Origin of the sequence: Motilimonas pumila (assembly GCF_003596335.1) — a bacterium.
GTDB classification, from domain to species: Bacteria; Pseudomonadota; Gammaproteobacteria; order Enterobacterales; family CBDFNC01; genus Motilimonas; species Motilimonas pumila.
The window spans coordinates 1-21869 of sequence record NZ_QZCH01000019.1; the positions used below are offsets into that span (position 1 = coordinate 1).

20 protein-coding genes are annotated in these 21869 nt (G+C 46.0%); 12 read left to right on the forward strand and 8 right to left on the reverse strand.

Features of this window, described 5'->3' with window-relative positions; translation table 11 throughout:
* Both D1Z90_RS13960 and D1Z90_RS13965 read left to right on the forward strand, forming a co-directional pair.
* A partial coding sequence (locus D1Z90_RS13960) for an IS3 family transposase (RefSeq protein ID WP_147378772.1) occupies positions 1–131 on the forward strand: 131 nt, incomplete at its 5' end.
* A gap of 347 nt (positions 132–478) precedes the next feature.
* A complete protein-coding gene (locus D1Z90_RS13965) occupies positions 479–1291 on the forward strand; it encodes a MipA/OmpV family protein (RefSeq protein ID WP_147378773.1) in 813 nt (270 codons plus the stop codon).
* 19 nt (positions 1292–1310) lie between these two features.
* Here D1Z90_RS13965 and D1Z90_RS13970 read toward each other — a convergent pair whose 3' ends face one another.
* Entirely contained in the window at positions 1311–2117 is an 807-nt protein-coding gene (locus tag D1Z90_RS13970) for a LysR family transcriptional regulator (protein WP_119911397.1), read from the reverse strand.
* Between the two features lie 167 nt (positions 2118–2284).
* On the opposite strand from D1Z90_RS13970, the gene D1Z90_RS13975 reads away from it, so the two are divergent.
* Together D1Z90_RS13975 and D1Z90_RS13980 are read left to right on the forward strand one after the other, a co-directional pair.
* Positions 2285–2776, forward strand: a complete 492-nt coding sequence (locus D1Z90_RS13975; RefSeq protein WP_119911398.1) for a magnesium transporter — start codon at positions 2285–2287, stop codon at positions 2774–2776.
* On the forward strand, positions 2776–3807 hold the full coding sequence (locus D1Z90_RS13980) for an HlyD family secretion protein (protein ID WP_119911399.1): 1032 nt from the start codon (positions 2776–2778) through the stop codon (positions 3805–3807). Before D1Z90_RS13975 ends, D1Z90_RS13980 begins: the two co-directional genes overlap by 1 nt.
* 26 nt (positions 3808–3833) lie before the next feature.
* On the opposite strand, the gene D1Z90_RS13985 is transcribed toward D1Z90_RS13980, so the two are convergent.
* Together D1Z90_RS13985 and D1Z90_RS21980 are read right to left on the reverse strand one after the other, a co-directional pair.
* Entirely contained in the window at positions 3834–4472 is a 639-nt protein-coding gene (locus D1Z90_RS13985) for a hypothetical protein (RefSeq protein WP_119911400.1), read from the reverse strand.
* A 163-nt stretch (positions 4473–4635) separates the two neighbouring features.
* The gene (locus tag D1Z90_RS21980; RefSeq protein ID WP_269777042.1) at positions 4636–4764 is read right to left on the reverse strand and encodes a hypothetical protein; all 129 of its coding nucleotides are present in this window, start codon (positions 4762–4764) and stop codon (positions 4636–4638) included.
* Between the two features lie 504 nt (positions 4765–5268).
* On the opposite strand from D1Z90_RS21980, the gene pfkA reads away from it, so the two are divergent.
* Positions 5269–6231, forward strand: a complete 963-nt coding sequence (gene pfkA, locus D1Z90_RS13990) for a 6-phosphofructokinase (protein ID WP_119911401.1) — start codon at positions 5269–5271, stop codon at positions 6229–6231.
* Positions 6232–6314: 83 nt separating this feature from the next.
* The gene (locus D1Z90_RS13995) at positions 6315–7553 is read left to right on the forward strand and encodes a methyltransferase (protein ID WP_119911402.1); all 1239 of its coding nucleotides are present in this window, start codon (positions 6315–6317) and stop codon (positions 7551–7553) included.
* Here D1Z90_RS13995 and D1Z90_RS14000 read toward each other — a convergent pair.
* Complete coding sequence (locus D1Z90_RS14000; protein WP_119911403.1) at positions 7532–8872, reverse strand: N-succinylarginine dihydrolase; 1341 nt, start codon at positions 8870–8872, stop codon at positions 7532–7534. The genes D1Z90_RS13995 and D1Z90_RS14000 overlap by 22 nt on opposite strands.
* Positions 8873–9161: 289 nt before the next feature.
* On the opposite strand from D1Z90_RS14000, the gene topA reads away from it, so the two are divergent.
* The 3 genes from topA (at position 9162) to D1Z90_RS14015 (ending at position 14886) form a co-directional block, all read left to right on the forward strand.
* Entirely contained in the window at positions 9162–11816 is a 2655-nt protein-coding gene (gene topA / locus D1Z90_RS14005) for a type I DNA topoisomerase (RefSeq protein WP_119911404.1), read from the forward strand.
* A gap of 201 nt (positions 11817–12017) precedes the next feature.
* Positions 12018–12491 (forward strand): hypothetical protein, encoded by a 474-nt coding sequence (locus D1Z90_RS14010; RefSeq protein ID WP_119911405.1) that lies wholly within the window; start codon positions 12018–12020, stop codon positions 12489–12491.
* Between the two features lie 121 nt (positions 12492–12612).
* Positions 12613–14886 (forward strand): acyl-CoA dehydrogenase, encoded by a 2274-nt coding sequence (locus D1Z90_RS14015; protein WP_119911406.1) that lies wholly within the window; start codon positions 12613–12615, stop codon positions 14884–14886.
* An 85-nt stretch (positions 14887–14971) separates the two neighbouring features.
* On the opposite strand, the gene pyk is transcribed toward D1Z90_RS14015, so the two are convergent.
* From pyk to purE, 4 genes are all read right to left on the reverse strand, one after another.
* Entirely contained in the window at positions 14972–16408 is a 1437-nt protein-coding gene (gene pyk, locus D1Z90_RS14020) for a pyruvate kinase (protein ID WP_119911407.1), read from the reverse strand.
* A gap of 84 nt (positions 16409–16492) precedes the next feature.
* The gene (locus D1Z90_RS14025) at positions 16493–17344 is read right to left on the reverse strand and encodes a MurR/RpiR family transcriptional regulator (protein ID WP_198419193.1); all 852 of its coding nucleotides are present in this window, start codon (positions 17342–17344) and stop codon (positions 16493–16495) included.
* Between the two features lie 427 nt (positions 17345–17771).
* On the reverse strand, positions 17772–18905 hold the full coding sequence (locus D1Z90_RS14030; protein WP_119911408.1) for a 5-(carboxyamino)imidazole ribonucleotide synthase: 1134 nt from the start codon (positions 18903–18905) through the stop codon (positions 17772–17774).
* 1 nt (position 18906) lies between these two features.
* Positions 18907–19392: a 5-(carboxyamino)imidazole ribonucleotide mutase gene (purE, locus tag D1Z90_RS14035; RefSeq protein WP_119911409.1), complete on the reverse strand. Its 486-nt coding sequence runs from the start codon at positions 19390–19392 to the stop codon at positions 18907–18909.
* 226 nt (positions 19393–19618) lie between these two features.
* Here purE and D1Z90_RS14040 point away from each other — a divergent pair, with 226 nt between their 5' ends.
* From D1Z90_RS14040 to rluF, 3 genes are all read left to right on the forward strand, one after another.
* On the forward strand, positions 19619–19918 hold the full coding sequence (locus D1Z90_RS14040; RefSeq protein ID WP_198419198.1) for a BolA/IbaG family iron-sulfur metabolism protein: 300 nt from the start codon (positions 19619–19621) through the stop codon (positions 19916–19918).
* Between the two features lie 12 nt (positions 19919–19930).
* Positions 19931–20851, forward strand: coding sequence for a 1-aminocyclopropane-1-carboxylate deaminase/D-cysteine desulfhydrase (locus tag D1Z90_RS14045; protein ID WP_119911411.1), 921 nt, complete (start codon positions 19931–19933; stop codon positions 20849–20851).
* Positions 20852–20913: 62 nt separating this feature from the next.
* Positions 20914–21867, forward strand: a complete 954-nt coding sequence (gene rluF, locus D1Z90_RS14050; protein ID WP_119911412.1) for a 23S rRNA pseudouridine(2604) synthase RluF — start codon at positions 20914–20916, stop codon at positions 21865–21867.
* The last annotated feature ends 2 nt before the right edge of the window (positions 21868–21869 follow it).

Below are 21869 nucleotides of genomic sequence, written 5' to 3' on the forward strand. Positions count from 1 at the left end.
GGAGATTTATGAAGCAAGATGTGGCCGCTTACATGAAGTATTACAACCTAGAGCGACTACATTCAGCCAATGGTGATTTATCACCAGTGGAGTTTGAAAATTCTCAACTAAAAGTGTCCAGTTGTAGTTGACCAGAACAGACTTCTCGTGCTTGCAACTTTCTTCTTCAATTTGTTCTTTGGTCGTGTGCACCACGTTAGCAGATGAAATGAACAACTCATGGGTAATCATTAATGCAACGACTATTAAACTGTCAAGGGTTTCAGTGTGAAGGAGGTGAACCTAGAGTGAGAATGGCGGATGTTAAGATTAACGGTCAAAACATATTATGTCTTGTGGCTGTTTGGTTTTTTATCTTTGTGAAGGCGAAACCCTTTGATATAACTCTGATGTGAGTTTGAGATTGTTGATAAATAAACAAGATAAAATAGCGCCAATTACAATACTCTAGCAGCAATATGCTGAAGGTTTGGGTCACTTGCGCATCATTCATCCATTTATGTTTCTTTTGTCTATTACAGGCGCTTTACCTGGCATGGCGATTGCGTCGGCGGGGATCGAGTTTTCTCAGTTAGTACCGAACTACTTTGGCCTTGCTGGTGGGGTGACCCCTGAGTGGGCGGGTGCTAAAGATAACATGGCGGGTGTTGTGCCTGGGGCACGGATCAAGCTTGAAAATAACCGTTACGCTGAGTGGTATGGACCTTATGCTGGCATCAAGGTGAATCAAGACCTCAATTTTGAATGGGGCCCCGCCATGGTCATACGATTAGGGCGCCAAGACGTGACGAATGACGCCGTCGATGCCTTACCTGATATTGGCTATGGTCTTGATCTTGGAGGCTTTGTTGGCTACGCAGTAACACGCACAGATACCATGATTCCTTTTTATAGTCGAGTGGGATTACAGCTTACGACGGCGGTAGCCGGAGACACAAAAGGAACCAATGCCAGTGTTTATGCTAATACTTGGGTGCCCCTTAGCAGGCAAGTGTTTGTTGGTTTAGGTTTAGGGGCCACGTGGGCGGATGACAACTACATGCAACATCACTTTGGTGTTGATGCTGTCGCTGCCGCACAATCGGGCATTGCTGAGTTTGAGGCCCGGGCTGGTATCAGGCAATTTTATGCTTGGCCTGCAGTGATGTTTCAAGTTAATCCACAATGGTATGTGGCAGCAGGCGCTTATTATCAGCGCTTAACGAATGACGCAGCCAACAGTACGATCGTGGTCGAGCAGGGTGACAAGCATCAACTGACATACGGGTTAGGTTTGGGCTACGCCTGGTAAACAATGACGGCTGTTCAGTTTAGAACTCCAGCTCCTGGATAAATGGGCTGATAATTTTACTGAGCCAAGTGATTTTAGGTTCATGGCGACGACTGGCTTTGCAGATGATGGCAACATCAAACGCAACCTTTGTATCTTCGGTCACGCCGGTGGATACCACGCAGGTTTTATGTTGGTCCATCAATTGGTCGAGTAGCGCGTAATTATCGACCACAATCCCCGGGTGCAAACTAGGATCAATTTGTTGAAACCAGTTTTGGTGCTCGTTAAAATCATTGATCATCATTTTTACGTACTCCCCCGATGGATTGCCAATAATCGTGCCGGTTAAGCTAATCAACTTTCGTTGATAAAACTGTTGTGAGCGTTCTGTCATGGCATGGACAGCGAGGTCAACGTCCGCGCTCAATAAATGATTTTGCGTTTCATAGTCCCATTTTCGAAGTTCTATTTGTGCGTCCGTTTGTTGGCGGACCGCTTGGATAATATTTTTACCCACGTAAGGGATCAAGGGAGAAACGATATTGAGTGTGACTTTATTCAGGCGAGAAGGGTCAAATTCGTCCGGTGCTAGCGCCTGTTGTAATTGCTCAAGCGCGCGCTCAATTTTAGGCGCAATACTGTGGGCATAACTGGTTGGCTCTAGCCCTTTTCCGGTGCGCACAAACAGCGGGTCTTGCAAATCTTGCCGCAATTGCATTAAAACTTTAGAAATATAAGACTGAGAACGAGCCAATCGCACCGCAGCGTGTTGTGTTGAGCCTGTTTTATATACCGCCACAAATGCTTTTAAATGATTTAAATCAAGGGTTTGAAATAAGCTCATGGGGCAGCCTTATAGCCTTATATATATATTCCAATATTATATATCATAACTTTCAATATTCCATATGGAATATATCAAATTATCATTTTCTTGCGGCTTATTCATATACTGAGCTCATCTAAAGTCTTCGGGCTATTTAATGTCCCTACTAACATGACAGGTGAATAATGAGTGAGATGACAAAAACACCAGCAGTTGCAGAGGGTAAACCCTGCGCAGCCATCAAGATTAAACGGGCTGTTATCAATTTACTTAAATTTTGCACGGTAATGGCGCTGATAGTAGGGATGAGCATTGCGTTATCTCATTTAGGCGCAATTCACGGTAAAGAGTTACCCGAGGAATACTTTTCCAACGGTTATCCGACTATTTTGAAATTGCTCGATTCTGAAGTGTTTATGGGTTTTATTTTTGTGGTGACAATCGGTGCATTTGGTTACGTGTTGTATTTGTTGTGGCAATTACACGAGGTGGCGGTGCATAAAGCCCAAGCCATGTCGAGTGCTCATACCCAATTAGTATTTGCATTGTCTTTATGTGGTTTATTTATTGATAAAACCTGGTGGGTGTTAGCCATTATTATTGCCTTTGCAAGGTGGGATATTTTGTCTGACAAGCTGTCGTTCATCATCAACAAAGGTGTTAAAGGAGACAAATAATGAAAGAGATAATGCTGCCTTATATCTTAGTTGTGTGGTTGTTAGTTAAATTAGGTGTGATCCAGTGGAATTTTCGTAATGCGGTGATCAGTACGGGTTTAGGATGTTTTATCGCATTTATGTTATTTACTGCCCACCGTTTTTGGTCGCCTGCTGACTTAACAGACAGTACGACGGTGAAAGCGCCTCATGCGGTGTTAAGTCCATTATTTGCCCAAGAGGTTGAACAAGTATTTGTAGTGCATAACCAAGAAGTGAAAAAAGGCGATGTCATCTATACCTTGGTGGCAACCGATAATGAAGAAGAAGTGGCGGCTTTGCAGGCGGATAAATTGGCCGCATTGGCCGATATTAAAGCCATTGACGTACAAATTCGCAACGATAAACGAAACCTAGACCGACTTGCCCGCTTAGATGACTTTGCCAGCCAAGCAGATCGCGATAACTTATCCGCCAGCATTGATGCTTCACAAGCCGGAAGAGTGGCAGCTGAAGCAAGGGTTAAAACGATCGATGCCAAGATTGCTAAAGCGCAGTGGCAAGAAGATCGTAATCGTGTTGTCGCGCCATTTGATGGCCAGGTATCAATTACGAACATCACCGAAGGCACTCGCGTGGGTAATATGCATTTATACGACACCAGCAAAAAGTTTGTTGAAATGCGCATCGCTGACCAAACGTATCGCAACATCGAAAAAGGGCAATTTGCGGAGTTCTACTTAGATGCATATCCGGGTGAAATTTTCCGTGGCCGCGTTCACAGCTTAACAGCGGGTACCGGTGAAGCCATGATAGATGTGCGCAATGGTGACCAACACGTTCGTCGTCATGTCGGCAACAACAGCAGCAGTCATGGCCGCACCGTGATCATCGAGTTCGAGCAACCGGAAGGCTACAATGTGCCTATCGGCGCCACTGGCTCCGCTTGGATTTCTGCTAATAAACCTCACGAAAAGCTTGGGTTTATGGATATCATCGGTGGCGCGGTAGTGCGTCTGAAGTCTTACAAAGCTTACTTAAGTGCGGTGTAAGAGAAAGGTAAGTATTTGCTGGTAGGTTAATCGATACCTACCAGCAGTTGCGGTATTTCTGTTTTATCGAATGTTGGGTATTGCCTAGCATATTGCAACGCGGCCTTAAACCGACTTGGTCCAAGTTTATTTACCAGGGCGACAAGGTAGTCTTCTAAGACATCAAATTGCTTCGCATGAGCGCTAATGGCCGATGCGACATTGTTATATTGAATACCGTCAAACTCGAAATGGCGGTCTGGCATAATGGCTAACTCAACGCCGTCAAGGGCCAATGGCCAACCCGCAAACTCCACCCTGTCTCTGGCAATTTCAAACATCATCCATGCACTTTTCTTAAAGCCTGCAAAACTTTTATCTTCAAATTCAGATAGTTCCAGCTCTTGCTTCGTCCAATTATTACCTATGTCTAAGTGTTTACGGTATTTTTGGCGAAGCGCTTGGTGCAGTTGCTGACGTAATTCAGTGGCGTCTTGCGCTGTTACTTTTGCACTATTAGCAAGGGATCCACACTCTTGGCAAACAGGTAAACTAAGAGGCGGGTGTGGGCAGTCTAATCCCTTTGATGGGTTTTGTGGTAAGGCTAACCAGCTTAAGCTGGGCTCGGCACATATCCAACAAGTGTGGCGGTATTTAAACGGGAGATCGATTTTAGGATAAGCCATGTAACTGATTATCACAGTGGTGTTGAGTTAACAAGAAAGATGCCAGAGCGTTGCTGTTAAGTCTAGCGAGCGACGGGATTAACCAGTAAAAAATCGGGGCTCTGCAATAAAAAACCACTGCCTTGGCAGTGGTTTTATAGAAGCAGATACATAATAAGGCCTATTAGCGAGCGCTGTTGCGGATGGGTTTAATTTGTTCGTCTGATTCAATGGGTAAAAATACGTGTTTAGGGTTCCATACACTGAACCATAAATGTCGTTGACGTAAGTTCTTTCTTTTATTTCTCATCATAATTCCTCTTTGTGTTGATGCGTATTCATCCTGACGCTTGTATATGACAAACCCGTGACAACTTGGTTCCCTAATTAAAAAAATTTTGCTGAGATACGATAACAACAGGCATATTAATTTAAAGCTGTTGTATTTTTTCGTCACCTTGATTAAAAAAACAGCAGGGTAGGGCGAACAGCGGCAAAAAAAAGCATTATTTTGCGAAAGAACAAAGAAAAAGTGGAATTATTACATCATAATACGCAAGCTAATAAGCTAGTATGAATTAGAGCATCGCTTTGGGTAAACCGACCCTGGTGTAACAAAGAAGCTAAGCGCTTTAGTAAGTGTTTACGATGCTCTAAAGGGGCAAAAAATGCCCCTGACATTGGTTTGTTCGGTATAATGGCAACGCATTAGCCAACAAGCACTCAAGCCATGTAGGTTGGCGAATAACGGTTTTTAGCGAGCTGGGTTTTCCGAGCTTGTAGATGGATTAGATTTATCAATTGGTCGAGGTAGCAAGTGATTAAAAAAATAGGCGTACTTACCAGTGGTGGCGATGCCCCAGGAATGAATGCTGCAGTACGTGCAGTGGTTCGAGCAGGTTTAGCCGAAGGCATGGAAGTGTATGGTATTTATGATGGTTACTACGGTATGTATCATGATCATATCGAGAAGCTTAACCGTCAAAACGTATCAGACATTATTAACAAGGGCGGTACTGTTCTTGGATCTGCACGTTTCCCTGAGTTTAAAGAGCCTAGCGTTCGTGAAGAAGCCATTAAAAACCTTAAAAAACACGGTATCGAAGCCATTGTAGTGGTTGGCGGTGACGGCTCTTACATGGGTGCGATGAAGCTGAGTGAAATGGGCTTTCCTTGTATTGGTCTTCCAGGCACGATCGATAACGACATTTCAGGTACAGATTACACCATTGGCTTTATGACAGCCCTGGATACAGTTGTTGACGCGATTGACCGTTTACGTGATACGTCTTCTTCTCATAATCGTATTTCTATTGTTGAAATCATGGGCCGCCACTGTGGCGACCTGACTTTATGGGCGTCGATTGCCGGTGGTTCTGAGTACATTATCGTTCCTGAAGTAGACTTTGACGAAGAAGAGTTACTACGCCAAGTTGCAGAAGGTGAAGCAAAGGGTAAGAAACACGCGATTATCGCGATTACTGAGCACGTCGCTGACGTCAATGCCATGGCCAAGCGCATTGAAGAGCAAACGGGTCGTGAGACGCGTGCTACCATTCTCGGTCATATTCAGCGTGGCGGCGCGCCAAATGCATGGGATCGCGTTCAAGCGAGTCGCATGGGAGGCTACGCGGTTGAGCTATTACTGAAAGGTGAAAGTGCACGTTGTGTTGGTATTCAAAAAGGTCAACTGGTGCATCACGACATCATTGATTGTCTCACTAACATGCGTCGTGCTTTCCGCCAAGACTTGTACGATCTTTCGAATCGCTTGTTCTAATGTAAAAAAGCCTGCTTCGGCAGGCTTTTTTATTTCCTATCCTGGCTCTCTACGCTCCCTTATTGTGAACGGTTTTATCGGCGATGACTGACGCTGAACTTGAAATTTTATTCCAACAACTTGATACCTGCTTATATCAGCATCGTGCGTTGTGGCAATTTGCCCCATTTGCTCAAGATGACGTGCCTTGGCAGGCTACTTACCCCGCACTTTACCAGGCATTATCCGCGCTAAGCGATGAAGATATTGCTCAGATAAGCACGATAGATGACGCTGTTTCACCTTGGCTAGAATCGTTGTCTGATCTTAAGGCATTATATCAATCCCCTTTATTACGGCATTCCAGTCATCAACCTGACACAACGGATGTCCCCTTTTGGCTGATGCAAGGTGTTAAAGGCAGAAAGCAAGATCAAATAGCGCGCTTTGTGTCAGCTTTACCAACGAATGCAGGGCAATCTCATTTACTAGAGTGGTGTGCGGGTAAAGGTCATTTAGGGCGTCTAGCAGCATTTGATCGACGGCAAGCTTGCACGTCTTTAGAGTGGCAATCGGACCTGTGTGATGACGGTCAGGCGTTATCCGCCAAGCTGGATATTGCGCAAGAGTTTGTCCATTTAGACGTGTTAAAGCAGAGTGTGGGGCCTTTTATCCAACCCCATTCGGGGGTGATGGCATTGCACGCTTGTGGCCAACTTCATCAGCGTTGTATTGATGAAACGGTCAAAGCCAATGCTGCTTGGTTAACTTTAAGCCCCTGTTGTTATCACCTCATTTCTGGCGAGCATTATCAAGGCATGAGCCAAGCAGCTAAAGCAAGCAGATTAACACTTTGCAAGCTTGATCTTAAGTTACCATTGCAGCAATTGGTCACAGGCGGTGAACGGCAACGGCTGTTACGGGAAAAAGAGTTACTTTGGCGGCTCGCATTTTCACATTATTGCCAGCTAACTCAAGTTGCTCAAGGTTATGTCAGTTTGCCTAATTTCCCCAAAATTTTACTGTCCGGTAATTATTCAGATTTTGTCTCCTGGGCGATCGCTGCGAAAGCGAAAAGTAAGCAGCCTTTGGCGCTAACATTTGTGCCTGAGCTGCTCGAATTGTCGTTACGCGTCGGCCAACAACAACAAGGTATGTTGGCGCGTATAGAAGTGGTTCGCCAGCTCTTTAGGCGGCCTTTAGAGTTGTGGTTGTTGCTAGATAAGGCTTTGTTTTTAAAACAACATGGTTATCATATTAGGTTGAATACTTTCTGCGACTTTAACGTCACTCCACGGAATTATTTGCTTATCGCACAGCGTCAATCTTTACCGCCTTGTTGATAAAATCGCTGTAGTTCGAATTCATCAGCAATGGCTCCAAAGGCCTGCTCAAGTTGCACCAATAGTGCTGGTGAAATTAGGTTTTCTGGGGTGATTTTAGCGGGATAATAGGCGTTGACCAAGTCGACCAAACGGCGGTATTTTTGTTCTGTTAGCCAAAAGCTGTCAGCAACACTGTCAATCTCTTGTTGGGTAAGTTGCAGCGATAGTCTTAAGCAAGCTGGTCCACCACCATTTTTCATGCTTTGTAGTAGGTCGACATAAACGACCTTGCTGATGCTGTTATCAGCAAGCGTTAATGCCGATAGGTAGCGAGCAACCTCCGGAATTTGCTGGCATTGAAGCGGACAAACTAACGCTTTTTGTTGGCCTTTCAAAGGCACTAATTGACTATTAAAGAGGTAGCTTTTCACTGCTTGTTGTAGCGATATTTCTGCCGATTTTACGGCAATCAGCTCAATTTTTTGAGTGCCAAAGTGTTGCGTAATTAAGGCCAAAAGAGCTTCGCTGTCCGTAAAGGCAGTTTGGTGATAAAAAAGCGTATTTCCTTGGCTCACTGCAATCACATCATTATGAAAAACGCCGGCTTGAATGGCGTCATTATGTTGTTTTACAAAGCCGGTATCGGCCGCTGGCAAACCGTGCAATCTTGCCACTGCTTGGCTGGCCAATAAACTCTGCCTGGGCGTAAAGCCATGACTGTATTTTTCAGTGTCATCATGAGCGCGACCATAGACAAAAATTGTTAGCTGTTTATCCGCTGTTTCCAGGCTCATTATGTTCGCTGCGCCTTCATCGGCAAACTGCATTTGCTGGGGTAAAGGCAAGTGATGAGTGAAATAGGCCGCGTCGTGAAAAATGCATTTCAGTAATCTTTGGGTTAACCGTGTTTCCAGACTGCGATGCAGTTGACTGACAAGATTGGCAGGGGTGATTTGTACCTTGTTATTGATACTATGTCGGCTGCTGCTAATGCTGGCGGCATTTGCAACCCACATGTTAGAAGCAGAATACGCGGGCTCAACAAGGCCTGTTAACTCACTGGCTTGGGCTATTTTTTGTGCTGCAGAGCCATGGCAACCAAGGCGTGATAAAAAATTGAGGTCAGGTCGAGGTAAGGGCGGAATAATGCCTTGAACCAAGCCGAGACTCTGCAACATGCGCATTTTTTTTAGCCCCTGTAAAGCGGCTTGCTTAGGGCTTGAATTATGGCGTGCAGACAGGGCGCTGGCGAGGTTACCGCTGGCCAGCCCTGCAAAATTATGGCTTGGGCCAATTAAACCGTCAAAATTCACGTAATGGCGGTGATTTTTAGACATTTATGACCTTCCAGCATGGCTAATTAGTTGATATGGTTGAGTATGGTTCATCAACCAGTATAAAAAAAAGCGTATTTCGGTAAAACGCACATTTTCTCAACAAAATTTACAATTTAATCTCTTGCAAAGGTCATAATGGCCGCTAAAATCCGCCTCGGATTGAATAAAATAAAAAAAAATATTGATCTTCACTGATTCACAAGCAATATAAATAAGAAAGGTCCTGAGCGCACGATCCTCAGCTATCAGGGAATATTTTTCGTCATTAAAATAGAGTTAAGCTGAATTTATGGGCAAATCGTTAGTTATTGTCGAGTCACCGGCGAAAGCCAAGACCATCAATAAATACTTAGGCAAAGACTTTGTAGTGAAGTCCAGCGTCGGACACATCCGAGACTTGCCAACCAGCGGCAGCGCTAAAAAAGCACCTGCTAAAAAGACGTCGACCGCTGGCATGACCCCAGAGCAAAAAGCTGCGCTGAAAAAGAAAAAAGATTATAAAGCGTTAGTGGCTCGTATGGGGATTGACCCAAATAAAGACTGGGAAGCCGATTATCAAATACTGCCGGGCAAAGAAAAAGTTGTTAATGAGTTAAAGTCACTTGCAGATAAAGCTGACACGGTTTATCTGGCAACGGATTTGGACCGCGAAGGTGAGGCGATTGCGTGGCACTTACGTGAGATCCTCGGCGGCGAAGACAAACATTATCAACGTGTGGTATTCAACGAAATCACCAAAAGCGCGATTCAAGATGCTTTTAGCCAGCCCAGTGAATTAAACATGGCGCGGGTGAATGCCCAGCAAAGTCGCCGGTTTCTTGACCGTGTTGTCGGTTACATGGCTTCGCCATTGCTTTGGAAAAAAGTAGCACGCGGTTTATCCGCTGGTCGAGTTCAGTCGGTAGCAGTGCGCTTGGTGGTAGACAAAGAAAGAGAAATCAAAGCATTCAACCCGGAAGAGTTTTGGGACTTGCACGCAGATTTAACCACCCCAAAAGGGGCGGAGCTGCGCATGGAAGTTGTGAAGCATCAGGGCGCGAGTTTTAAACCGGTTAATGAAAGCCAAACACAACAGGCTGTTGATGCATTAAAAGCCAGCCCATTTTTACTTGATAGCCGCGAAGACAAGCCGACTAAGAGCAAACCTTCTGCGCCATTTATTACGTCAACCTTGCAACAAGCGGCCAGTACTCGATTAAGTTTTGGCGTTAAAAAGACCATGATGTTGGCGCAACGTTTGTATGAGGCCGGTTATATCACCTACATGCGTACCGACTCCACGCATTTGAGCAAAGATGCCGTGGAATCTGTTCGTGATTACATCAGCGATAACTACGGTAAAAAGTATTTACCCGATAGCGCTAACATGTATGGCAGCAAAGAAGGTGCTCAGGAAGCTCACGAAGCGATTCGTCCTTCGGATGTAAATGTGTCTCAAACTGACATCAAAGGCTTAGACAGAGACGCACAGCGCCTGTACGAGTTAATCTGGCGCCAGTTTGTCTCATGCCAAATGGTTCCCGCTTTGTACGATTCATCAACGCTTTGGGTGAGCGCGGGTGATTATTTACTCAAAGCGAAAGGCCGAACCCTGCGTTTTGATGGTTGGACAAAGGTTCAAACTGCGGTTCGTAAAAACGCTGAAGATGTCCATTTGCCCGATATTGCCAAGGGTGAAACACTCAGCTTAGACAAGCTTGACCCACAGCAACACTTTACCAAGCCGCCGGCACGTTATAGTGAAGCCTCTTTGGTTAAAGAGCTCGAAAAACGTGGCATTGGTCGGCCATCTACCTATGCCAGTATCATTTCGACCATTCAAGACAGAGGCTACGTAAAAGTTGAAAATCGTCGCTTCTTTGCAGAGAAAATGGGCGAGATAGTGGCTGACCGTTTGCAAGTAAGCTTTAAGAAATTGATGAGCTACGACTTCACCGCTGAAATGGAAGGTGAGCTCGACAAAGTGGCTAACGGTGAACAAAATTGGAAAGCTCTGCTGAATGATTTCTACAGTGATTTCTCAAACCAACTGACCACCGCCGAATTACCCGAAGAAGAAGGCGGCATGCCACCAAACGAAATGGTGATCACCGATATTGAGTGTCCGACTTGTGGCCGTGAAATGGGGATCCGTACCGCCAGTACTGGGGTGTTTTTAGGCTGCTCGGGTTACAATCTACCGCCAAAAGAACGCTGTAAAACCACCATCAACTTGACCCCAGGTGAAGAAGCTGTTGCCGAAGGTGAAGACGCGGAAACCGAAGCGTTAATGGCCAAGCGTCGTTGTAGCAAATGCGGCACCGCGATGGACAGCTATTTGATAGATGAAACCCGCAAATTACACGTCTGCGGCAATAATCCTTCGTGTAGCGGCTTTGAAGTGGAGCAGGGCAAGTTTAAGATCAAGGGTTACGACGGCCCCATTGTTGAGTGTGACAAATGTGGCGCCGACATGCAGTTGAAAAATGGGCGTTTCGGTAAATACATGGGTTGTACCAATGAAGAGTGTAAGAACACCCGTAAGATCTTACGCAGTGGTGAAGTGGCACCGCCAAAAGAAGACCCGGTTCACTTACCTGAGTTACCTTGTGTTAATAGCGACGCGTATTTTATCTTGCGAGACGGCGCTGCGGGCATCTTTCTAGCCGCCAGTACCTTCCCTAAATCCCGTGAAACTCGTGCGCCGTTAGTGGCTGAGTTGGTGCAGTTTAAGGACCGTTTGTCGCCTAAATTTACGTATCTAACGGAAGCACCACAAGCTGATCCTGATGGCTTACCTGCGGTAGTGCGTTACAGTCGCAAAACCAAAGAGCAGTACGTGATGACCGAAGTAGAGAAAAAACCCACAGGTTGGGTTGCTAAATACGTCGACGGTAAATGGATAGAAGAACAAACGAAAAAGAAAGCAGCCAAAAAACCGGCTAAGAAGAAAAAAGCCAGTTAGTCACGATTAACTCGATATAGATCTAAAAAGCGACCCATAGGGTCGCTTTTTTATTGCGTCAACTCCCACTTTGAATCCTCTGTTACAGCATTTTGACAATCAGTTTCTAACATTAATTTAACGAATCATACTTTTTTCATCATTCTGGTGAAGTAAATGGGCATGGCCTAACTGATGAGACAAATGTTGGCAGGTAACACAATGGCAAACAGGTTTACCACAGCTTGGACAGACGTTGACAAAGAAATCTTATTATTTGGTCGCGAGGTCGAAGGGCGCAGTTCAACCTTTTGGAATAGTCAGCAATCTTTCAGCGATGAAGATATCAGTTACGTCAAAACCAAAGGGGAATTTGTGCTTTGGCAGCAAGGCAAACGCCCGTTTAGCGCGGAAGAAGTGTTGACGAACAAATGGGTAAAAACCAATCCCGGAGGCCATACCACGCAGCTGTTTTTTTATCCCGATGGTACGTTGCAAGACGTTTCTTTGTTTGATGGCGTTACACTTAGCGGGCATTGGCAACTCAATCACGGCAAAATTGCGGTTACTATTGAAGGCCAGTTTCACCACTACACGTTTGATATCGTGGCCAGTGAAGATGATCATATTCACTCCGCTGTTGAGTTTGAAGATGGTTCATTAAGCACGTATTTGAAAGTGTTTTGTATTCGCTAACTGATCCTTTGCCGCAAGTTAAAGGGTATTCACTATAGTTAACATAAAGTCAGACTGACTCAGTCGGCAACCACACGCAATTCCAACCTCAATGAAAGCAATGACGGCAAAGGAGTGATGTATGGGTATTTTGATTGTCATTATAAGTTGTCTACTGATTGTGTTGTTTTACTCTCCAATACGCAGGCAGTGGATCAGCGAACCTGTGTTTAAATATTTCAAAAGTATTCTGCCTCCACTTTCCGCCACAGAGCAAGAAGCCATGAATGCAGGCACCGTGTGGTGGGATGGTGAGCTGTTTCGAGGCAAGCCAGATTGGCAGGCTTTGTTGAACATGCCAAAACCGAAGTTAACCGAGCAAGAGCAAGCGTTTATCGACAATCAAGTCGCGACCTTGTTAGCCATGACAGACGATTACAAAATTGTACAGCAAGACAAGGACTTACCTGAAGAGATTTGGCAATACCTTAAGCAAGAAGGTTTTTTCTCTCTGATCATAGGAAAAGAATACGGCGGTCTGGCATTTTCTGCCCTCGCCAACTCCACGATTGTCAGTATTATTGCCAGCCGCAGCTTGTCTCTGGCGGTTACCGTGATGGTGCCCAACTCCCTTGGCCCAGGTGAACTGCTTTCTCACTATGGCACGCAGGAGCAAAAATCTTATTGGTTGCCTCGACTTGCCGATGGTCGTGAAGTCCCGTGTTTTGCCCTAACGGGACCTGAATCGGGTTCTGACGCAGGCAGTATCCCGGATAAAGGCATTGTTTGTGAGCAAATGTTTGAAGGTGAAATGACCTTAGGCATAAGCCTTACTTGGGATAAGCGCTACATTACGCTGGCGCCAGTCGCGAGTGTGTTAGGGTTAGCATTTAAGTTACACGATCCCGACGCGCTACTAGGTCAGCAAAGCGATTTGGGCATCACTTGTGCCTTGATACCGACTTCTCACCCAGGTGTTATCATCGGCAGACGTCATCTGCCGATGGGGTTGGCCTTTCAAAATGGCACCACGCAAGGCAAAGACGTATTTATTCCAATTGACTGGATCATTGGCGGCCAAAGTTACGCTGGCAAAGGCTGGCGAATGCTGGTGGAGTGTTTATCGGCGGGGCGAGGTATTTCATTACCAGCACTTGGCGCGGCATGTGGCCATTTAGGCACCCGTATGACAGGCGCGTATGCGTTGGTTCGTAAACAGTTTGGTTTGTCAGTCGGTAAATTTGAAGGGGTGCAAGATGCTATGGCACGCATCGGTGGTTTAACCTACCAACTTGAAGCAACACGCAGGTTAACCACGGCGGCACTGGATTTAGGTGAAAAGCCAGCCATAGTTACGGCAATTACCAAATATCATATGACAGAGATGGGCCGGACCGTGCTGAATGACGTGATGGATATTCATGCTGGCAAGGCTATTCAAATGGGGCCAACCAATTACTTAGGGCAAATGTACTTAGGTATTCCCATTGCGATTACCGTGGAAGGTGCCAATATATTAACCCGTAGCTTGATGATTTTTGGTCAAGGCGCGACGCGCTGTCATCCTTATGTATTGCAAGAATTAGAGGCCGCGGCAAATCCAAATGCTGCTGAGGGCTTAGACGCTTTTGACCAAGTATTACTCAAACATTTGGGGTACGCGAGCAGCAACATTTTTACCTCACTGGCTTATGGTTTAACCGCGGGCAGGCTAATCAGTGCGCCGACGCATGGCGTGAGTGCGCCATATTATCGCCAGCTTACACGAATGAGCCGAGGTTTGGCTGTGTGCGCAGACATTGCAATGTTGGTATTAGGCGGAAACCTTAAGCGCAGAGAGATGCTCTCTGCGCGCTTAGGGGACGTGCTAAGCCAGTTATACATGGCTTCAGCCACGTTAAAGTTCTTCCAAGACAGAGGATGCCCTGAGAGTGACTACGCGTTTCTCAGGTATGCGCTGGACAATAACTTGTACCAAATAGGGCAAGCATTTGAAGGCTTTTTTGCTAATTTTTCTAACCCTGTCATTGGGCAAGTGTTAAAACGCTTGGTATTTCCTTGGGGCATGTATTATACCCAGCCAAAAGACAGTTTAGCCGCTGATATTTGCCAGGTTATGATGCAGCCGGGTGAACTCAGAGATGCATTGACCCACTTGTGTTACATCGGTGACAAGGAGCAAGATCCAACCGGTATAATAGAGCGCAGCTTTGACGCCATGCATCAGTGTGTGAATATCGAGCAATTAATTGTCGCGGCGGTGCAAGCGGGAGAGGTTGTTAAAGGTAGCGCCAGTGAAATGGCTGCCAGCGCCGCAAAGCAAGGTGTGATCAGCCAAGAGCAATACCACCAATGGCAATCAATGGATACCCTAAGAAAGCAAGCCATTGCAGTGGACGATTTTGCGAGTTTGTAATCCAGTGAGCTTTTTCTAGGGCCAAAAAAATAGAGCCTTATGGCTCTATTTTTCTTTTCAGGCCGTATGAATACAGCGACAAAACTTACTCAACGGTTAAGATTTTGCACGTGTTGGTGCAGCCTTTCACGTATTCATCACCTTTGGTAAATAGTACCTGATCGCCGCTAGCCACGAGGCCTAAAGTTTTTAAATGTTCCACTGCCAATTGCGTGATTTTACCTGACTCCGTTTCAGCACCGCTGCAGAAATCAATAGGGGTCACACCGCGGTATAATGCACATAAACTCAAGGTTTTTTGTGAGCGAGACAAGGCGTAAATCGGCAGACCAGAACTAATACGGGACATTAGCTTAGGCGTGGTGCCAGATTCGGTCAGCGCCACAATGGCTTTTACGCCCTCTAAATGGTTCGCCGCGTACATGGTCGACATGGCAATGGTTTCTTCAATCGAACTAAATTTATAGTTGATCCTGTGGTTTGATACATTGATGCTTGGGTGAGCTTCTGCCCCCGTACATACCTCAGCCATTGCCGTCACTGTTTCAACGGGAAAGTCGCCGGCCGCTGTTTCACCTGATAACATGACCGCATCGGTTCCATCAAGTACTGCGTTAGCCACGTCCATCACTTCTGCGCGCGTTGGCATCGGCGCTGAAATCATTGACTCCATCATTTGCGTTGCGGTGATCACTACACGGTTCAGCTTACGCGTCATCCGGATCATTTTCTTTTGCACGCCCACAAGGTTAGCATCGCCAATCTCTACACCAAGGTCTCCGCGTGCTACCATTACAGCATCAGACGCTAGGATAATGTCTTCTAAGGCTTCATCAGTTGCTACCGCTTCAGCACGCTCTACCTTGGCGACTAACTTGGCATCACACCCTGCCGCCTTTGCCAACTCTCTGGCGTAGCGCATATCTTCGCCGTTGCGAGGAAACGAAACCGCGAGGTAGTCAACATCAATCAGCGCAGCGGTTTTAATGTCTTCTTTGTCTTTGTCGGTTAATGCTGCGGCGCTTAAGCCACCGCCTTTTTTATTGATGCCTTTGTTGTTTGACAAGTCACCGCCAATGGTGACTTTTGTAAACACTTTATTGCCATCAACTGAGTCCACTTGCAGTTGCACACGGCCATCGTCCAGTAGCAGGGTGTCACCTGGTGCAACGTCTTTTGGTAACTCTTTGTAATCCAAGCCTACGCTAAGTTGATGACCTTCACCTTTAGGCAAGTCGCTGTCTAGGCAAAAAGTATCGCCGACGGTGAGGTGCACCTTTTTATCTTTAAAAGTTGAGATGCGAATTTTAGGGCCTTGCAAGTCACCAAGAATCGCCACTTGCGTACTATGCTTTTTGGCTAACGCGCGCACTTCGTTGGCTCGTTGAACATGATCTTCCGGGCTACCATGGGAGAAGTTCATTCGCACCACGTTCGCGCCGGCTTGAATGATCTTTTCTAAATTGTTGTCACGATCCGTTGCTGGACCTAACGTGGTTACAATTTTAGTACGTCTACACATCTCAAAACTCCATTAACTGTCTTAATACACTCTTCATAACAAAGCCTAATAAATTTTAGGCAATAAAAAAGGCTCAATTGAGCCTTAAAAAATTGGTTTTTCGAAACGAGAGTCTTTAATACTCTCTTTTACTTTCTTCAAATTCTCTCTGAACTTCACCCCGCGTCTGAGGGTGAACCCCGTTGCTAACACGTCAATCAACACTAGCTGTGCCAGCCTTGATGCCATCGGCATGTAAATGTCAGTGTCTTCCGGTACATCCATGGACAAGACCAAACTCGATTCACGAGCCAACGGCGAGTCTTTCGCGGTTAAACTGATAACCGTTGCGTCATTTTCTCGGGCTAAGCTGGCGACTTCTACCAATGACTTGGTGCGTCCTGTGTGGGAGATAAGTACGATCACGTCTCCTGAGCCACTATTAATGCAGCTCATTCGTTGCATTAAAATGTCATCGAAGCATTGCACAGGAATGTTAAAACGGAAAAACTTGTTCAGCGCATCATGGGCGACAGAAGAAGACGCGCCCAGACCAAAGAATGATATCTTGTTTGCTTGCGTCAATACGTCGACTGCGCGATTAACGGTGCCAATATCTAATGAGCTTTTTGCTGCATCTAAGCAAGCCATTGACGACTCGAATATTTTAGATGTATACGCGTCAGGGCCATCTTCTTCATCAACGTGGCGATTAACGTATGGCGTACCATTAGCAAGGCTTTGGGCTAAGTGAAGTTTAAAATCGGGAAAGCCCTTAGTATCTAAACGGCGGCAAAATCGGTTCACCGTTGGCTCGCTGACATCGGCCATTTTTGCCAGTGCCGCGATACTGGAATGGATCGCCGTTTGTGGCGAAGCCAGGATCACTTCCGCTACTTTGCGCTCTGATTTACTAAAGCTGTCTAAACTTTTTTGAATTTTTTCTAAGGTGTTCATTATTATAATCCTGCTTGCTTCCGAGCTTTTGCTAAGTAGTGCATGTCCATGCGGTGTATGACTTAGGCTAAGCATGAGCTCACTATACTGAAAATGATGGACCTGTCGGGCTTTATCTAATAAAAGCATGATATAAGTCTAAAAAAATTTCAGAAAAAATGTAACTAGGTAACAAAAATGGCTCTTTTATGAGCTTTTTGCCACTTTTTTTGTTTTAAATTTACATTTGTGAATAGTAAATAGCCAGTTGAATCTACTGGTTTTACCTTAAGTAACTGTTGCTTATTGGGTTTTACTTCGAGTTGTCATTTGGTAAGTGGTCTTAGAATAATTACATTGAGCTAGGACAATAAATGTAAATAAATAACAAAAAAATAAACCAGCGCATGCTGGTTTATTTTTTATTAAAAAGGCTAAAGAGGAGGGCTTAAATTTTATCTGCCATCGCGTTTATCCCCGCTAAGGTGCTTTTGGGCAATACCTGAGCTAAGGCTTGTAAAGTATTTGCAAGCTCGCTACGGTCGGGAGCACTGACGTTAATATGCCCCATTTTCCTTCCAGGTTTATTGGTTTTGTTATACCAATGCAGCGCGACTTCTGGCAATGCCAACGCCGCTAAATCCACATGGTCTTCACCCAGTAAATTGATCATCAGGCTTGGCTGTATCAATCGCGTATCCCCTAACGGGTAACCGCACACTGCACGAATGTGATTCTCAAACTGACTGGTAAAGCATCCTTGTTGCGTCCAATGGCCTGAGTTGTGCACGCGTGGGGCAATTTCATTGACCAATAAAGCGCCGTCAAGGTCGAAAAACTCTACCGCTAACACGCCGACATAGTCCAGCGCGTCAACGATGGCGCTAAACATATTGCTGGCTTGTTGTTGTAAATGCGCATTGTCGCCGAGTGCCAAAGAGACACTTAATACGCCATTTTCATGGTGGTTTTCAGTTAACGGGTACGTTTTGATTTCACCGGCGGCATTGCGTGCGCCGATCATCGAAACTTCACGCTGAAAAGGAATGAACTTTTCTGCGACGATGGCTTGTTCGCCTTGGCTATCGGCAATCACTTGCGCCATTTCTGGCCATATATTGGCGGCGTCAGCAGCGTCCTTTAGACGCCATTGACCTTTACCGTCGTAACCGTCTTTGGCAGTTTTAAATACCAGTGGCAAGCCTAAAGTGGCGATGGCTTGCTCAAAGTCTGCCTGTTGGTTAATAATGAAGTACGGCGCATTAGCCACGTCTGCCTGTTCCAATAGTGCTTTTTCAATCCGGCGATCTCCTCCGGCTTGAATGGCTTTTGCCCCTGGCTTGAATTTGCCACTCGCATCTGCCAGCGCAAGTACATCTGCTGGAATATGCTCAAACTCAGCCGTGATCACATCCGCTTGCGCAATCGCTTGCTGATAGCTTAAGGGCTCAGGTTGTTGAGTCAGTGGATGAACAACCGTGTTGTTGCCGACGTCATAAGCCAAGGTTTTAATATTCAGCGGCTCAACCGCTAAGCACATCATGCGGGCCAGTTGACCAGACCCTAAGATTAACACTTGCATCTTAGTCCTCAGACGGATCAGGGTTAGCCAGTACAGTCTCTGTTTGCGTTTTTCTAAACGCGTCAATTTTCGCCATTAGTTCAACATCGCTGGTCGCTAAAATTTGAGCTGCAAGCAAACCGGCATTGGCTGCGCCTGGGTCGCCAATGGCTAAGGTGCCCACGGCAACGCCTTTTGGCATTTGCGCGATAGACAATAAAGAGTCTACTCCGTTCAGTGCTTTTGATTTGACCGGTACACCCAGTACCGGCAAGCTGGTGAATGCCGCAGCCATACCCGGTAGGTGAGCTGCGCCGCCGGCGCCAGCAATAATGACTTTAATACCGCGTTCACAAGCTTGTTCAGCGTATTGAGCAAGTAGATGAGGAGTGCGGTGGGCGGAGACGACTTTTGTCTCGTAAGCAATGCCAAATTGTTCCAACATTTGTGCTGCATTTTGCATGGTTGGCCAATCTGATTTTGACCCCATAATGATACCGACTTTCATATTGCTTCCTTTGTGCTTGTGATCTCATTTCGCCCATGGCTACCAATAGCGATAGCCGCCATTCACTTATCTGAGTGCATAGCGTCTGGGACAGTGATAGAATTTTGCCGGCATTAATACTACACCCTGTCTATCAGAGTCAAATAAAAGCGTGAATTTTAGGCCTTGCTAAAGCCGAATGTTGGTAGTGATAGTAGGGGGTAACTAACTGGATTTTATGGAGTTTGTGATGATCCAACAACAAATAGAAGAAAAACTGCAACAAGCTTTTGAACCTGACCATTTGGAAGTGGAAAACGAAAGTCATAAGCATCGCACCGAGCGCGGTGCAGAGAGTCATTTTAGGGTGGTGCTAGTATCGGATCAGTTTGAAGGGTTACGCTTGCTGGCGCGACATCGTGCGATAAATACCATTTTGGCGCAAGAGTTAGCCGGGCCTGTTCATGCTTTGGCGTTGCACACTATGACTCCTGCTGAATGGCAAGCGAAAGGCGAACAAGCGCTGCGTTCACCAGCCTGTCGTTAGGCGCGAAAATCGATGTCTGACTTATTACTCTCTGGCAGCCCCGTTGAGCTGTCACATTTTCAAGGGCAAGATTTTTACATCAAGCGTGATGATCTCTTGTCTGCCGACTTTAGTGGTAATAAGGCAAGAAAGTTTCATTTTTTACTTCAGCAAAAGCCTCATCAACTGCAACGGTTAATTGCTTATGGTTCGGCTCAAGCCAATTCTCTGCTCAGTTTAGCGGCGTTATGCAAGCACCAAGGGTGGCAGTTGGAATACTATGTTAACCGAGTACCGCCGATGGTGCAGCAAAGTGGCGCAGCCAGTAACTATCAACGTGCCATCGCGTTGGGGGCAAGCGTGATAACTTGGCCTGTGGAATTATCGTCCTCTCAGGTAGAAGGGTATTTACAGGCCAAAGCCGCTAAAGATAACACCAGCCTGTTTGTCAGTGAGGGGGGGCGCATCCCTGAAGCAGAAATTGGCATTGCCGAGCTTGCCAATGAATTGCAAGCTTGGGCTGACAAAAATAGTATTGCGGATTGGGTGGTCGTGTTGCCTTCAGGCACTGGCACCACCGCGCTATTTTTACAACAACACTTGCTCGTGCCGGTTTATACATGCGCCTGTGTGGGCGGAGAAAGCTACCTTAAGCACCAGTTTTCCTCCCTTATCAAAGATACGTCTCGCCATCCCAAAGTGATAAACGCGAAGCAAAAGTACCATTTTGGGAAGTTAAAATTGAGCAGTTACCAAATCTGGCTAAAGCTATTGGCAGAGACCCGTATAGAGTTTGAATTATTATACGACCCTATGGCTTGGCAAGTGATTATGCCTTGGTTACAGCGACATCGGCCCAATACCACTGTGGTATATATTCATCAAGGAGGGGTTCGTGGCAATGTAACCATGTTGCCCCGGTATCAACGAAAGTATCCTCTTGAAGGTGAATAAGCGCTTGGATTTCGAAGCGCAGCAGCCTAAAATCCTCACTCTTTTGAATGCAGAGAGCCAATATGACAGACGCAACCACCAAACGGCTAAATAAATACATCAGCGAAACAGGCTTTTGCTCTCGTCGAGAAGCCGACAAACACATTCAAGCTGGCGCGGTCACTATCAATGGTCAGCGGGCAGATGTAGGCTCTCAAGTGGCTGCTGGGGATGTGGTTAAGGTTCATGGTAAGGCGCTCAAAGCAAAACAACAGGCCGTGTACATTGCATATAATAAGCCGGTAGGTATTACCTGTACCACCGAGCGTCACATTAGAGGCAACATTGTTGATGCTATCAATCATCCATTACGTATCTTCCCCATTGGCCGCTTAGACAAGCCTTCAGAAGGGTTGATTTTTTTAACCAGCGACGGTGATATCGTCAATAAAATATTGCGCGCGGGCAATCAGCATGAGAAAGAATATGTGGTTACAGTCGACAAGCCCATTACCGATGATTTTATTCGCCGTATGGGGCAAGGGGTACCGATTTTGGACACCATCACCCAGCGCTGTAAAGTATTTAAACAAAGTCGTTATGTGTTTAATATTACCCTTACTCAAGGGTTAAACCGGCAGATACGTCGCATGTGTGAGTACTTAGGATTTGAAGTAACTAAGCTCAAGCGTGTGAGGATCATGAATATTAACCTCGATAAATTGGCGAAAGGGCAATGGCGCGAATTATCCACCGCGGAAATGGCTACCATCAATCAGATGGTGGCGGGCTCATCAGGGACCGAACAAGCTTCAACACAGGTATCACAGACTCAGCAAGCAAGGGCGAAACGCTTGGGCTCGAATGCTAATAAACCTGCAGCGAAAGGTCGCACGCAACACAATCAAAGTAACCGTAACTCATCGGCGGCCAATCCCAAAAGAAAGCCGAAAAAAACGGCTTATGGTAAAAAATCGGCGCCTACAGGCAAAGCTAAACCCACAGGTACGTTATCGCTTAAAAAGTCCGCGCGCTGACG

What these genes read in the sequence shown, in the direction of transcription:
- D1Z90_RS13970 (WP_119911397.1), bottom strand. Translation starts at nt 2,117, where the DNA reads ATGAGCTTATTTCAAACCCTTGATTTAAATCATTTAAAAGCATTTGTG.
- D1Z90_RS13975 (WP_119911398.1), top strand. Translation starts at nt 2,285, where the DNA reads ATGAGTGAGATGACAAAAACACCAGCAGTTGCAGAGGGTAAACCCTGC.
- D1Z90_RS13980 (WP_119911399.1), top strand. Translation starts at nt 2,776, where the DNA reads ATGAAAGAGATAATGCTGCCTTATATCTTAGTTGTGTGGTTGTTAGTT.
- D1Z90_RS13985 (WP_119911400.1), bottom strand. Translation starts at nt 4,472, where the DNA reads ATGGCTTATCCTAAAATCGATCTCCCGTTTAAATACCGCCACACTTGT.
- D1Z90_RS21980 (WP_269777042.1), bottom strand. Translation starts at nt 4,764, where the DNA reads ATGATGAGAAATAAAAGAAAGAACTTACGTCAACGACATTTATGGTTC.
- D1Z90_RS13995 (WP_119911402.1), top strand. Translation starts at nt 6,315, where the DNA reads ATGACTGACGCTGAACTTGAAATTTTATTCCAACAACTTGATACCTGC.
- D1Z90_RS14000 (WP_119911403.1), bottom strand. Translation starts at nt 8,872, where the DNA reads ATGTCTAAAAATCACCGCCATTACGTGAATTTTGACGGTTTAATTGGC.
- topA (WP_119911404.1), top strand. Translation starts at nt 9,162, where the DNA reads ATGGGCAAATCGTTAGTTATTGTCGAGTCACCGGCGAAAGCCAAGACC.
- D1Z90_RS14010 (WP_119911405.1), top strand. Translation starts at nt 12,018, where the DNA reads ATGGCAAACAGGTTTACCACAGCTTGGACAGACGTTGACAAAGAAATC.
- D1Z90_RS14015 (WP_119911406.1), top strand. Translation starts at nt 12,613, where the DNA reads ATGGGTATTTTGATTGTCATTATAAGTTGTCTACTGATTGTGTTGTTT.
- pyk (WP_119911407.1), bottom strand. Translation starts at nt 16,408, where the DNA reads ATGTGTAGACGTACTAAAATTGTAACCACGTTAGGTCCAGCAACGGAT.
- D1Z90_RS14025 (WP_198419193.1), bottom strand. Translation starts at nt 17,344, where the DNA reads ATGAACACCTTAGAAAAAATTCAAAAAAGTTTAGACAGCTTTAGTAAA.
- D1Z90_RS14030 (WP_119911408.1), bottom strand. Translation starts at nt 18,905, where the DNA reads ATGCAAGTGTTAATCTTAGGGTCTGGTCAACTGGCCCGCATGATGTGC.
- purE (WP_119911409.1), bottom strand. Translation starts at nt 19,392, where the DNA reads ATGAAAGTCGGTATCATTATGGGGTCAAAATCAGATTGGCCAACCATG.
- D1Z90_RS14045 (WP_119911411.1), top strand. Translation starts at nt 19,931, where the DNA reads ATGTCTGACTTATTACTCTCTGGCAGCCCCGTTGAGCTGTCACATTTT.
- rluF (WP_119911412.1), top strand. Translation starts at nt 20,914, where the DNA reads ATGACAGACGCAACCACCAAACGGCTAAATAAATACATCAGCGAAACA.